The organism is Klebsiella sp. S69, from assembly GCF_016516145.1.
GTDB lineage: Bacteria > Pseudomonadota > Gammaproteobacteria > Enterobacterales > Enterobacteriaceae > Klebsiella > Klebsiella oxytoca.
Map to the genome: position 1 here is coordinate 125,985 of NZ_JACVUU010000011.1, position 13,498 is coordinate 139,482.

Here is a 13,498-nt window from a genome sequence, read left to right on the forward strand (position 1 = left end):
GGGCTGTAGACGACGATTAAATATCGATGTTCGCCGCTTTGAGGGCGTTCTCTTCGATAAAGGCGCGACGCGGTTCAACGGCGTCACCCATCAGGGTGGTGAACAGCTGGTCAGCGGCAATCGCATCCTTCACGGTCACGCGCAGCATGCGGCGGCTATCCGGGTCCATAGTGGTTTCCCACAGCTGATCCGGGTTCATCTCGCCAAGACCTTTATAGCGCTGGATAGAGAGGCCGCGGCGCGACTCTTTCACCAGCCAGTCCAGCGCCTGTTCAAAGCTGGCAACCGGCTGACGGCGTTCGCCGCGCTCAATAAAGGCATCCTCTTCAATCAGACCGCGCAGCGTTTCGCCCAGCGCGCAGATACGGTGGTATTCCGGCCCGGTGACAAACTCATGATCCAGCGGATAATCGGTATCCACGCCGTGGGTACGCACGCGAACGATCGGCTCAAACTGCTGCAGCTCGGCGTTCTCGCGGACATCAAATTTCCACTGGCTGCCGTGCTGCTCTTTCTCATTCAGCTCGCTCACCAGGGCGTTGATCCAGCGCGTCACGGTCTGCTCATTCGCCAGGTCGGCCTCTGCGAGCGTCGGCTGATAGATAAGCTCTTTGAGCAGCGCTTTAGGATAACGACGTTCCATACGCGTAATCATTTTCTGCGTGGCGTTATACTCGGCAACCAGTCTCTCCAGCGGCTCTCCGGCCAGGGCCGGCGCGTTGGCGTTGGTGTGCAGCGTTGCGCCATCCAGCGCGATGGAGATTTGGTACTGATCCATCGCCTCATCGTCTTTAATGTACTGTTCTTGCTTGCCTTTCTTCACTTTGTACAGCGGCGGCTGGGCAATATAGACGTGGCCGCGCTCAACGATTTCCGGCATCTGACGGTAGAAGAAGGTCAACAGCAGCGTACGAATGTGCGAGCCGTCGACGTCCGCATCGGTCATGATGATGATGCTGTGGTAGCGCAGTTTGTCCGGGTTGTACTCGTCGCGACCAATGCCGCAGCCCAGCGCGGTAATCAGCGTCGCCACTTCCTGCGAAGCGAGCATTTTGTCAAAGCGCGCTTTCTCAACGTTGAGGATTTTCCCCTTCAGCGGCAGAATCGCCTGGTTCTTACGGTTACGCCCCTGCTTAGCAGAGCCGCCCGCAGAGTCCCCTTCCACTAAGTACAGTTCAGAGTGTGCCGGGTCGCGTTCCTGGCAATCCGCCAGTTTGCCCGGCAGGCCAGCCAGATCCAGCGCGCCTTTACGGCGGGTCATTTCACGCGCGCGGCGCGCGGCTTCACGCGCACGGGCGGCATCGATGATTTTGCCCACAACGATTTTTGCGTCAGACGGGTTTTCCAGCAGGTACTCGTTCAGCAGTTCGTTCATCTGCTGTTCGACCGCCGATTTCACCTCAGAGGAGACCAGCTTGTCTTTGGTCTGCGAGGAGAATTTCGGATCCGGCACCTTCACGGAAACCACGGCAATCAGGCCTTCACGGGCGTCGTCGCCGGTAGCGCTGACTTTCGCTTTTTTGCTGTAGCCTTCTTTATCCATATAGGCGTTCAGGGTACGCGTCATCGCCGCACGGAAGCCCGCCAGGTGAGTACCGCCGTCGCGCTGCGGGATATTGTTGGTAAAGCAGTAGATATTCTCCTGGAACCCGTCGTTCCACTGCAGCGCAACTTCAACGCCGATACCGTCTTTTTCAGTGGAGAAATAGAAAATATTCGGGTGGATCGGCGTTTTGTTTTTGTTCAGATATTCCACAAAGGCTTTGATACCGCCTTCGTAGTGGAAATGATCTTCTTTGCCGTCGCGCTTGTCGCGCAGGCGAATCGACACTCCGGAGTTCAGGAACGACAGCTCGCGCAGGCGTTTTGCCAGAATCTCGTATTCGAATTCGACAACGTTGGTAAAGGTTTCGTAGCTCGGCCAGAAGCGCACCATGGTACCGGTTTTTTCGGTTTCGCCGGTAACCGCCAGCGGAGCCTGCGGCACGCCGTGGGCATAAACCTGACGGTGAATTTTGTTATCGCGCTGAATAACCAGCTCCAGCTTCTGCGACAGGGCGTTAACAACGGAAACGCCTACGCCGTGCAGACCGCCGGAAACTTTATAGGAGTTATCATCGAATTTACCGCCTGCGTGCAGAACGGTCATGATCACTTCCGCCGCCGACACGCCCTCTTCCGGGTGAATACCGGTTGGAATACCGCGGCCGTCATCCTGTACGGAGACGGAGTTATCGCTGTGGATCGTAACAACGATGTCTTTACAGTAACCTGCGAGCGCTTCGTCGATAGCGTTATCCACAACCTCGAATACCATGTGGTGCAGACCGGTGCCGTCATCCGTGTCGCCGATATACATACCCGGGCGCTTACGCACCGCATCCAGCCCTTTCAGGACTTTGATACTGGAGGAGTCATAAGAATTCGACATCAACGTTTCTCGCTCATTTAATCTTAGGTTAATCCGCTATTTTACCCTTTTCCACGGTAAACATCTTCGAATTTTCGTCCGACATGTCTATAACGTGTTCAGCGCTAATGGCGCTGACGAAAACCTGCGACTGCGTGGCTTTTAAACGGCTGGCCAGCAGCCCGCGCCGCGCGTCGTCGAGTTCCGAGGCAAAATCATCTATCAGGTACAGGCAGCGTCGCCCGCTCTCGCGGGTCAAAAACTCACCTTGCGCCAGCCGCAGGGCGCACATCAGCAGCTTAAGCTGCCCGCGCGACAATGTATCCTCTACCGGCGCGCCGTCGGCACGAATGCGGAAATCCGCTTTGTGCGGACCGTGCGCGGTATAGGTTAACATGCGATCGCGTTCGAAATTTCGTTCCAGCACCTCAGCATAATCCGTTTCTTTCTCCCAGCCGCGCTGGAAAGAAAAGGTGAGGGCGAACTCAGGTAAAAACTGCCGACAGGTATCCGCCATATCTTCGACAATAGCGGCGCTATATTCGGCGCGCCAGCGGCTGATTTGCTCCGCCAGCGGGATCAGCTCAAGATCCCATGGCCGCAGCTGGGCATAGCGACTCACCTGACGCAGCGCGGCGTTGCGCTGCTTCACCAGGCGCTTCAGGTTGCTCCAGGCGGTAAAGAATCCGGCTTCGTTGTGGAAGCATCCCCAATCAAGGAACGCTCTTCTGTATTTGGGGCCGCCGTTGAGTAAAGTAAACCCCTCTGGCGTAATCAGCTGCATCGGCATCAGAAGCGCCAGCTCCGCCACTTTATGGCCGTCAGTGCCGTCGATACGAACCTTGCTGTCGCCCTGCTTATCTTTCGTCAGGCCGATGGCGACTTCTCGCTCTTCGCCCTGCAGGCGACCGTGCAGAACAAATGACTCCTGCTCGTGACGAATCACGCGGCCAATCTGCAAGCTACGAAACGCCCGACCGTGGCCGAGCGTATAGATAGCTTCAAGCACGCTGGTTTTGCCGCTGCCGTTGGCGCCAACCAGGAAGTTAAAGCCGGGGGATAAGGCGAGATCCGCATTTTCAATATTGCGGAAGTCTTTGATTAGAAGTCGGGATAGCGACATATCAGCTCGTCATCATTCAAGGGGCGTAGGTGTCGCAGCCAGTTCGTCTACCGCCAGCGCGCAGAAAGCGGAGCGTACACGAAGTACGTGAGCATTTCGAGCACTGCCGGAAGGCGAAATGGCAAGTAAACCAGCCCCTTTGCAGATTCTACAATCGCATGGGCATGACGACGTAGGCTGCGGATTGCGAAGCCGCATCCTCAATCTGCACGCTCGAAACGGAATCCGTCAGGAGAATACGTACGTTCTCACACTTCAGTGCGTTCAGCACATCCAGTACATAGCTGACGTTAAAACCGATTTCCATTTCCGTACCGGCATAGGTAACGTCCAGAATTTCTTCCGCTTCTTCCTGCTCCGGGTTATTGGCGGTGATTTTCAGCTGATTTTCACTGACATACAGGCGCACGCCGCGGAATTTTTCGTTAGAAAGAATCGCAGCCCGGGCAAAGGCCTGCTTGAGAATATCGCAACCGGCGTCCAGATGCTTGTCCGGGTTCTTCGGCAGTACGCGGCGATAGTCGGGGAAGCGACCATCGACCAGCTTCGAAGTAAAGATAAAGTCGCCAACGTGAGCCCGGATGTTGTTGCTGCCGATCTGTACGCGCAGCGGCGTATCGCCGCCATCAAGCATACGCATCAGCTCAATCACGCCTTTACGCGGCACGATCACCGAATGATTGGGCAAGGACTCTTCCAGCGGCATAGAGCAGACCGCCAGGCGGTGGCCATCGGTCGCTACGGTGCGCAGTTCGCTGCCTTCGGTTTCAAACAGCATACCGTTTAAGTAATAGCGAACGTCCTGGTGAGCCATCGAAAACTGCGTCGCCTCAATCAGGCGCTTCATGGTCGCCTGCGGCAGGGTAAACTCAACTTCGCTCTGCCAGTCGTCAAGGTTAGGGAAATCCGCCGCCGGTAGCGTCGAGAGCGAGAAACGGCTACGCCCGGAACGCACCAGCATACGTTCGCCTTCCAGCTGTACCGCGATCTCCGCGCCTTCAGGCAGGCCGCGGCAGATATCAAAAAATTTACGCGCCGGAACGGTTGTTGCTCCCGCTTCGTGCGGCTGAATCAGCGCAACGCGCGCGACCATTTCCATTTCCAGATCGGTACCGGTCAGCGACAGCGCGCCATCGGTAACCTGAAGGAGCAGGTTGCCAAGAATCGGTAGCGTCGGACGACCACCTAAAGGACCACTCACCTGTTGCAGCGGTTTTAATAAATGTTCACGTTCTACGGTAAATTTCATAGCGTCACGAGGATAATGTTCTGATTAAATTGGAAAAATCTTCTTTGATATCGTGGCTTTCTTCACGCAACTGCTCAATCTTGCGGCAAGCGTGCAGGACGGTGGTATGGTCGCGACCGCCAAACGCATCGCCGATTTCCGGCAGACTATGGTTGGTCAGCTCTTTTGCCAGCGCCATCGCCATCTGGCGTGGGCGCGCCACCGAACGGGAGCGGCGTTTAGACAGCAGGTCCGCTACCTTAATTTTGTAATACTCCGCCACCGTCTTTTGAATATTGTCGATGGTGACCAGTTTTTCCTGTAAAGCCAACAGATCGCGCAGCGCTTCGCGGACGAAGTCGATAGTGATGGCCCGGCCGGTAAAGTTAGCATTGGCGATAACGCGGTTCAGCGCCCCTTCGAGCTCACGTACGTTAGAGCGCAGACGCTTGGCGATAAAGAACGCCACTTCGCCCGGCAGGCGGATGTCGTTTTCATCCGCTTTTTTCATCAGGATCGCCACGCGAGTTTCCAGCTCTGGCGGTTCGATCGCAACCGTCAGACCCCAGCCGAAGCGTGATTTCAGACGATCTTCAACCCCGTTGATCTCCTTCGGATAGCGATCCGAGGTCAGGATGATCTGCTGATTGCCTTCCAGCAGGGCGTTAAAGGTATGGAAAAACTCTTCCTGCGAGCGCTCTTTATTAGCAAAAAACTGGATATCATCGATCAGCAGGGCGTCAACGGAGCGGTAGTAGCGCTTAAATTCTTCAATGGCGTTGTTTTGCAGAGCTTTTACCATGTCCTGCACAAAGCGCTCGGAGTGCATGTAAACCACTTTTGCGTTGGGTTTACGCGCCACAATCCCGTTACCAACCGCGTGTAAAAGGTGAGTTTTACCCAGGCCGGTGCCGCCATAAAGAAACAGCGGGTTATACGCGCCGCCGGGGTTATCCGCTACCTGACGCGCCGCCGCGCGAGCCAGCTGGTTAGATTTACCCTCGACGAAGTTATCAAACGTATGTTTCACATTGACGTTGGAGCGATAGGTCGGTTCTGCCGGCGCCGGCACGTTATCCCAGCCTGGACGCACGATAGTCGGGGCAACGCGCGCCGTCTGAACCTGCTGCGCAGGGGCGACCGCGGCAACGCTTACCGCGCCTCTCTGCATCTGAACGGCAGGCTTCGCGCCGACTTCAAAGCGCAGCTGTGGGGCATCCGCACCGCAAAAATCATTGAGGAGTCCATTGATATTATTGAGGTATTTATCCCTTACCCAATCGAGCACAAAACGGTTTGGCGCATACAGTGCCAGCGTGTTATCGCTCAACTCCGCCTGCAAAGGGCGTATCCACATGCTGAATTCTGTGGCTGGTAACTCATCCTGCAATCGGGCAAGACACTGCTGCCAAAGCGAAAGTGACACGGCGGACTCCACTCGAACAAAAATCGATATATAAAGAGAAACTGAAACAATCGTGATTGTTGGCACACGTCGACAAGACCCTGCATAGCCGAAAAGCCCCTGCACAAAAGGGGTGACGTGCGAACCGCTATCTGCGGTTATTACCCGATGCGGATCTCTGGATCCCGATCGGGACCGGGGATCATAGCCTAAACTGAGAAAGAGATCTTGTGTTTCTCAACAGATTCTTCCCGATTTATCCACAGGAAGGATCGAAGCTGGATAAGTGTAATCGATCCTGGCTGGAGTGAAGCACGATTTCAGCCGCATATTGGAAAAATTAATGAGCTACGCGGGTTTTGAGCCTAATCGATCTAACAAAGATCCTTTACGATCCTTGCGCTTTATCCACCAGGTCGTATAATCCCCCACCCGGCGCGTAATGCCCGTTTTCCGCAGCGCGCCATCGCCTGTTTTTTGTGCGGCAAGGTGCGAGAAATAAGGAAAGAGAATTGACTCCGGAGTGTACAATTATTACAATCCGGCCTCTTTAATCACCCACGCTGAGGCGTAGGCCGTTCGAAATTCGTTCGGATTTACGCGAAAGTCAGTGAAATTATTCAAGTTTAGGTAGAAATCGCCATGAAACGCACTTTTCAACCGTCTGTACTGAAGCGCAACCGTTCTCACGGCTTCCGTGCTCGTATGGCTACTAAAAATGGTCGTCAGGTTCTGGCACGTCGTCGTGCTAAAAGCCGCGCTCGTCTGACCGTTTCCAAGTAATAAAGCTAACCCTGAGTGGTTAAGCTCGCATTTCCCAGGGAGTTACGTTTGTTAACTCCCAGTCATTTCACTTTCGTCTTCCAGCAGCCATTACGGGCTGGCACGCCGCAAATCACCATCCTCGGCCGCCAAAATTCGCTGGGGCATCCCCGCATCGGTCTTACCGTCGCCAAGAAAAACGTTAAGCGTGCGCATGAACGCAATCGGATCAAACGTCTGACGCGTGAAAGCTTCCGTTTACGTCAACATGAACTCCCGCCAATGGATTTCGTGGTGGTGGCGAAGAAAGGGGTTGCCGACCTCGATAACCGTGCTCTCTCGGAAGCGTTGGAAAAATTATGGCGCCGCCACTGTCGCCTGGCTCGCGGGTCCTGATAGGCCTGATTCGGGTCTATCAGCGCCTGATTAGTCCGCTACTCGGGCCGCACTGCCGTTTCACGCCAACCTGTTCTCAATACGGAATTGAGGCATTGCGCAGGTTTGGATTGATAAAAGGCAGTTGGTTGACGGTGAAACGCGTATTAAAATGCCACCCTTTACACCCTGGTGGTGACGATCCCGTCCCGCCTGGACCATTTGATACCAGAGAACACTAACGATGGATTCGCAACGCAATCTTCTTATCATCGCTTTGTTGTTCGTGTCTTTCATGATCTGGCAAGCCTGGGAGCAGGATAACAATCCTCAGCCTCAGCAGCAGACCACGCAGACAACGACCACAGCAACGGGTAGCGCCGCCGACCAGGGCGTACCGGCCAGTGGCCAGGGGAAACTGATTACGGTAAAAACCGATGTGCTTGACCTGACCATCAACACCCGCGGTGGTGATGTTGAGCAGGCGCTGCTTCTGGATTATCCGAAAGAGCTGAAATCAACTGAGCCATTCCAGCTTCTGGAAACTTCGCCGCAGTTTACCTATCAGGCGCAGAGCGGTTTAACCGGTCGTGATGGCCCGGACAATCCGGCAAACGGACCGCGTCCGTTGTATAACGTCGATAAAGATGCGTTTGTGCTGGCTGATGGCCAGAACGAAATCGTCATTCCGCTCACGTACACCGATAAAGCAGGCAACGTATTCACCAAAACCTTCACCCTGAAGCGCGGTGAATATGCGGTGAACGTCGGCTATAGCGTAGAGAACGCCAGCGAAAAACCGCTGGAAATCTCAACCTTTGGCCAGTTGAAGCAAACCGCTAACCTGCCGACGCATCGCGACACCCAGACCGGTGGCCTGACTACCATGCACACCTTCCGTGGCGCGGCGTACTCAACGTCTGAAACGAAGTACGAAAAATATAAATTCGATACTATCGTTGATAACGAAAACCTGAACGTCAGCACCAAAAACGGTTGGGTTGCCATGCTGCAGCAGTACTTTACTACCGCATGGGTTCCGCAGAACAACGGCACTAACAACTTCTATACCGCGAACCTTGGCAACGGTCTTGTGGCTATCGGCTACAAATCTCAGCCGGTTCTGGTCCAGCCGGGTCAAACCGACAAGCTGGAAAGCACCCTGTGGGTCGGCCCGGCCATTCAGGACAAAATGGCCGCCGTTGCGCCGCATCTTGACCTGACCGTCGACTACGGCTGGCTGTGGTTTATCTCTCAGCCGCTGTTCAAGCTGCTGAAATGGATCCACAGCTATCTGGGCAACTGGGGCTTCTCCATCATCGTCATTACCTTTATCGTTCGTGGCATCATGTACCCGCTGACCAAAGCGCAGTACACCTCCATGGCGAAGATGCGTATGCTGCAGCCGAAGATTCAGGCAATGCGCGAGCGTCTGGGCGACGACAAGCAGCGTCAGAGCCAGGAGATGATGGCCCTGTATAAAGCGGAGAAGGTTAACCCACTGGGTGGCTGCTTCCCGCTGATTATCCAGATGCCAATCTTCCTTGCGCTGTACTACATGCTGAGCGCCTCGGTTGAACTGCGTCATGCGCCGTTTATCCTGTGGATCCACGACCTGTCTGCGCAAGACCCGTACTACATCCTGCCGATCATCATGGGCGCGACGATGTTCTTCATTCAGAAGATGTCTCCGACTACCGTGACCGACCCGATGCAGCAGAAGATCATGACCTTTATGCCGGTCATCTTTACGGTGTTCTTCCTGTGGTTCCCGTCTGGTCTGGTGGTTTACTATATCGTCAGCAACCTGGTCACCATTATTCAGCAGCAGCTGATTTACCGTGGTCTGGAGAAGCGTGGTCTGCATAGCCGCGAGAAGAAAAAATCCTGATACTCTTGAATTATTTTGAGTATTTACGGTAACGTTAATGCCAGAGAAGGCGGTCAATAGACCGCCTTTTTTACATCTACATAGAGAGTCACCATGAGCCATAACGACACTATCGTCGCCCAGGCAACCCCACCGGGACGCGGTGGTGTGGGCATCCTGCGCATCTCTGGCCTGAAGGCGCGCGACGTTGCGCAGGCGGTGCTGGGCAAGCTGCCGAAACCGCGCTATGCCGACTACCTGCCGTTTAAAGACAGCGACGGCAGCGCGCTGGATCAGGGTATTGCCCTGTGGTTCCCCGGCCCGAACTCCTTTACTGGTGAAGACGTGCTGGAGCTTCAGGGCCATGGCGGCCCTGTTATTCTCGACCTGCTTCTGAAACGTATTCTGACGCTTCCGGGTGTGCGCATCGCCAGGCCCGGCGAGTTCTCCGAGCGCGCGTTTTTGAACGATAAGCTCGATTTAGCCCAGGCCGAAGCGATTGCTGACCTGATCGACGCCAGCTCCGAGCAGGCGGCTCGTTCAGCGCTGAATTCGCTGCAGGGCGCATTCTCTACTCGCGTCAACCATCTGGTGGAAGCGCTGACTCACCTGCGCATCTACGTCGAAGCAGCCATTGATTTTCCGGACGAAGAGATCGACTTCCTCTCCGATGGTAAAATCGAAGCCCAGCTTAACGCGGTTATCGCCGATCTCGACGCCGTGCGCGCCGAGGCGCGCCAGGGCAGCCTGCTGCGCGAAGGGATGAAGGTGGTCATTGCCGGGCGGCCGAACGCCGGGAAATCAAGCCTGCTGAACGCGCTGGCGGGCCGGGAAGCGGCTATCGTCACCGATATTGCCGGAACCACCCGCGACGTTCTGCGCGAGCATATCCACATTGACGGTATGCCGCTGCACATCATTGATACCGCCGGCCTGCGCGATGCGAACGACGAGGTCGAGCGCATCGGCATAGAGCGTGCCTGGCAGGAGATTGAACAAGCCGACCGCGTACTGTTCATGGTCGACGGCACCACCACCGGTGCGACCGATCCGGCGGATATCTGGCCAGATTTTATCGCCCGTCTGCCGAAAAATTTGCCGATTACCGTGGTGCGCAACAAAGCGGATATTACCGGCGAAACGCTGGGGTTGAGCGAAGTAAATGACCACTCACTTGTCCGCCTTTCGGCGCGTACCGGCGAGGGCGTAGACGTGCTGCGCAATCATCTCAAGCAGTGCATGGGTTTTGAGACCAATATGGAAGGCGGCTTTCTGGCGCGCCGTCGCCACCTGCAGGCGCTGTCCGATGCCGCAGAGCATCTGCAGCAGGGTAAAGCGCAGCTGCTGGGCGCCTGGGCTGGCGAGCTGCTGGCGGAAGAGCTGCGCCTGGCCCAGCAGAACCTGAGCGAAATCACCGGTGAGTTTACCTCCGACGACCTGCTGGGGCGCATTTTCTCCAGTTTCTGTATTGGTAAGTAATCTCAGTTTGTGAGCATTGACTAACCCGCCTTAACGTCCTGTTAAAGCGGGTTTATTATTTTCCCTTTACGTCTTCACGGCACAGCGCTTTCTCTATTACCCTGATCGATACCCTCGCTTTAATCGTACCGGATACCACCATGTTGAGTGATTACACCCTGATTGATACCGTGCCTTCTGCGGAAGACTTTTGCCGCCTGCGCATCATTTCTGGTATGTCCCCGCGCCCGCTGGAAGGCGCCCGCGCGGGACTGCCGCATAGCTGCTACGGCGTGCATATTCTCTATAAGGGCATGCCCGTTGGGATGGGGCGCATCGTTGGCGACGGCGCGCTGAACTTTGAAATCGTCGACGTCGCCGTTGATCCCGCTCATCAGGGAAAAGGGCTTGGTCGCCAAATCATGCAAAAAATTGTCGCCTGGCTGGATGAAAACGCGTTTAAAGGGGCATACGTCTCGCTGGTGGCGGATGTTCCCGAGCTGTACGCAAAATTTGGCTTTTCCAGCGTCAGGCCAGAAAGTGAAGGTATGGCAAAGATCTGGAAATAACGTCGCTGATAAAGAAGCATCCGGGGATACGGTATCCCGCGGATGCCAGTCGATGCGCTTAACGATTAAATAAAATCGGCAGCGCGAAAAGCATCCAGCGCGACGCGCTTTTGCTCGCTGGTCATCGGGCGCAGCGGGCGGCGCGGATCGCCGACGTCAATACCGTGCAGCTGCATCGCCAGCTTCCCGGCCGCAACGCCGCCGTACTGAACCAGGACGCGAATAATTGCGATAACCTTATCCATACAGGCGGCAACATCCTGATGGTCTCCCCGGTTAAAGCTGTCGATCAGACGATGATAGAGCGGCGCCGCATAGTTATAAGTACTGCCAACCGCGCCGACGGCGCCGCAGGCCAGGCCTGCGGGTAAAAACTCATCCACGCCGAACGGAATATCGAACTGGCGATTGTTGACGCGCAGGCAGCGCTGGAACTCATACATATCCGCGGAGTTAAACTTCATACCGGACAGGTTCGGGATTTTATCCGCTGCCGCGATCAGGAACTGCTCCATATCCAGGCTCAGACCCGACATGCCGGAGTGGTAGTAATAGAAGCCTTTTGACGGCGCGGCGGCGGCGATAATACGGCAATATTCCACCAGATCGTCGACGGTTGACGGTTTGAAGAAGCACGGTCCGATGACCGAGGTGGCAAAAATATCCAGGGTTTCAGCATGGCGGCTGAGCTCCAGCGCATCGGCGATGCTGAGAGCCCCGGTGTGTAGCGTAATGCTTAATTGTCCCTGGCTTGCCGCGACCCAGCGCTCGGCAATTTTTTTACGCTCTTCTACGGAACAGTGGATGCCTTCTCCGGTCGTCCCACAGACGTAAGCACCTTTAACGCCCTGCGCAATCAGATGCTCGGCAATCCGATCGATAACGGGGTAGTTGACTTCGCCGTTGGCATCAAAAGGCGTATGGGGGGCGGCAATAAGACCTGTTAACTTTGTCATGTAATCCTCTAATGGTGTTTTTCTTCTTAAATTAATTAATTTTGAAGTATTACTCCATCCTAGGGGCTAACGATGCCGGTTGCAACAGGTTACCGGCAGGGGGAAAAAACGGGAGTATCAGATTGTGACGAATCGCACTAAATTCGCTCTACTTGAGCATGGACAGAGCATCCATCGTTCGCAGTTTATTCGCGCGGGCGGCTTCCGGATCTCTCTGCACCAGCAGCGTATAAATGAGATCCAGAACGAAGAGCTGCGCCGTTTTAGTGCCGATAGAGTCACCCTGCAGGCGCCCCTGTCGGTTGCCGTTAATGAGCGTAATATCAGCGACTTTACTCAATGGCGATCCGAGGTTATGCGTTAAGGCGACGGTGGTGGCTCCAGCCTGCCTTGCCAGATCGAGGGCGTGCGCGGTTTCCGGCGAATGTCCGGAGTGGCTGATGCCGATGGCGACATCGCCAACCTTGAGCAGCGCGGCCTGCATATACATAAAGTGATTATTTGTTAAGGCATCGACGCGCAGCCCGATTCGCATCAGCTTATGCTTCATCTCCTCGGCGGTCAGTCCGGAAGCGCCAACGCCAAAGATATAGGCGCAATTACAAGTATGCAGCGCCTCCACGACCCGTTCCACCTGCTCCATATCCAGCAGATTTAGCGTTTCCGAAAGCACGGTCGAGATGGCGCCCTGGAGCTTCAGGCCGATGGTGTGCGCATCGTCGGTTTTCTGAATTTCAGCCTCCAGCAGCGTGCTGTTGTCATCGCTATCGTTCATGGCCAGCTCAATGGCCAGTTCCATTTTGAAGTTCTGAAAACCTTTATAGCCCAGCTGTCGACAGAAACGGATCACCGATGCTTCGCCCGCGTTCACTTCCTCTGAGAGATCGGCAATCGAAAGCTGAGTCACCTTATGCGGGGAAGCGATCACATACTGCGCGATGCTTTTCCCGACGCGGGTCATACTGCTTTGCATCGCCCCCAGGGTATCAAGTATTTTCCCGGCTTTGACCGGCGAAGTCGGAGTCGTCATCTCTTCCCTACTGTTTACGCGATTATCAGGCGCTCATGATGGAGGACAGTTCAGCGCCAGGCAATATGGTTTTTTAAAAAACGCCGTGGTGATGCGGCTATCCCCGGCGCGGCAAAAACATATTACGTCTCATCGCGTGAGTCAGATCGCCTTTTTTCATTCCCCCTCGCCTGTGACCATGATCTTGTTCACATATCTCATGCAAAGCCCTTGTGGTGTTTAACTTCTAAAAAATACATTAATTGGAGTTTAACTTCATTCGGGTGCGCGGCACCCTGCTTTTTTTTGGCCCTACAGCATAAAAACGTTGCT

General features: G+C 55.1%; 12 protein-coding genes. 6 read left to right on the forward strand and 6 right to left on the reverse strand.

All coding sequences use genetic code 11. From position 1 onward, the window contains the following. Nucleotides 1–16: 16 nt before the first annotated feature. The 4 genes from gyrB to dnaA form a co-directional block, all read right to left on the reverse strand. On the reverse strand, nucleotides 17–2,431 hold the full coding sequence (gyrB, locus tag IAE27_RS12765) for a DNA topoisomerase (ATP-hydrolyzing) subunit B (protein WP_004107195.1): 2,415 nt from the start codon (nucleotides 2,429–2,431) through the stop codon (nucleotides 17–19). 28 nt (nucleotides 2,432–2,459) lie between these two features. Continuing rightward, nucleotides 2,460–3,533, reverse strand: coding sequence for a DNA replication/repair protein RecF (gene recF, locus IAE27_RS12770; RefSeq protein ID WP_004107198.1), 1,074 nt, complete (start codon nucleotides 3,531–3,533; stop codon nucleotides 2,460–2,462). A gap of 148 nt (nucleotides 3,534–3,681) precedes the next feature. Beyond that, a complete protein-coding gene (gene dnaN / locus IAE27_RS12775) occupies nucleotides 3,682–4,782 on the reverse strand; it encodes a DNA polymerase III subunit beta (protein ID WP_004107206.1) in 1,101 nt (366 codons plus the stop codon). Between the two features lie 4 nt (nucleotides 4,783–4,786). Then, on the reverse strand, nucleotides 4,787–6,187 hold the full coding sequence (gene dnaA / locus IAE27_RS12780; RefSeq protein WP_004107208.1) for a chromosomal replication initiator protein DnaA: 1,401 nt from the start codon (nucleotides 6,185–6,187) through the stop codon (nucleotides 4,787–4,789). 621 nt (nucleotides 6,188–6,808) lie between these two features. Here dnaA and rpmH point away from each other — a divergent pair. From rpmH to IAE27_RS12810, 6 genes are all read left to right on the forward strand, one after another. After that, nucleotides 6,809–6,949, forward strand: coding sequence for a 50S ribosomal protein L34 (gene rpmH, locus IAE27_RS12785; RefSeq protein WP_004871828.1), 141 nt, complete (start codon nucleotides 6,809–6,811; stop codon nucleotides 6,947–6,949). A gap of 15 nt (nucleotides 6,950–6,964) precedes the next feature. Next, complete coding sequence (rnpA, locus tag IAE27_RS12790; protein ID WP_004871829.1) at nucleotides 6,965–7,324, forward strand: ribonuclease P protein component; 360 nt, start codon at nucleotides 6,965–6,967, stop codon at nucleotides 7,322–7,324. Further along, the gene (yidD, locus tag IAE27_RS12795; RefSeq protein ID WP_004871831.1) at nucleotides 7,288–7,545 is read left to right on the forward strand and encodes a membrane protein insertion efficiency factor YidD; all 258 of its coding nucleotides are present in this window, start codon (nucleotides 7,288–7,290) and stop codon (nucleotides 7,543–7,545) included. Before rnpA ends, yidD begins: the two co-directional genes overlap by 37 nt. A 2-nt stretch (nucleotides 7,546–7,547) precedes the next feature. Beyond that, nucleotides 7,548–9,194: a membrane protein insertase YidC gene (gene yidC, locus IAE27_RS12800; protein WP_004107212.1), complete on the forward strand. Its 1,647-nt coding sequence runs from the start codon at nucleotides 7,548–7,550 to the stop codon at nucleotides 9,192–9,194. Between the two features lie 93 nt (nucleotides 9,195–9,287). Next, nucleotides 9,288–10,652 carry a tRNA uridine-5-carboxymethylaminomethyl(34) synthesis GTPase MnmE gene (gene mnmE / locus IAE27_RS12805; protein ID WP_154022657.1) on the forward strand — a complete coding sequence of 455 codons (1,365 nt, stop codon included), beginning with the start codon at nucleotides 9,288–9,290 and terminating at the stop codon, nucleotides 10,650–10,652. Between the two features lie 140 nt (nucleotides 10,653–10,792). After that, nucleotides 10,793–11,200, forward strand: a complete 408-nt coding sequence (locus IAE27_RS12810; RefSeq protein WP_064398807.1) for a GNAT family N-acetyltransferase — start codon at nucleotides 10,793–10,795, stop codon at nucleotides 11,198–11,200. Between the two features lie 65 nt (nucleotides 11,201–11,265). Here the strand turns inward: IAE27_RS12810 and IAE27_RS12815 are convergent, their stop codons facing one another. Further along, on the reverse strand, nucleotides 11,266–12,156 hold the full coding sequence (locus IAE27_RS12815) for a dihydrodipicolinate synthase family protein (RefSeq protein WP_004116699.1): 891 nt from the start codon (nucleotides 12,154–12,156) through the stop codon (nucleotides 11,266–11,268). 148 nt (nucleotides 12,157–12,304) lie between these two features. Further along, on the reverse strand, nucleotides 12,305–13,186 hold the full coding sequence (locus IAE27_RS12820; RefSeq protein WP_004107217.1) for a MurR/RpiR family transcriptional regulator: 882 nt from the start codon (nucleotides 13,184–13,186) through the stop codon (nucleotides 12,305–12,307). Between the last annotated feature and the right edge of the window lie 312 nt (nucleotides 13,187–13,498).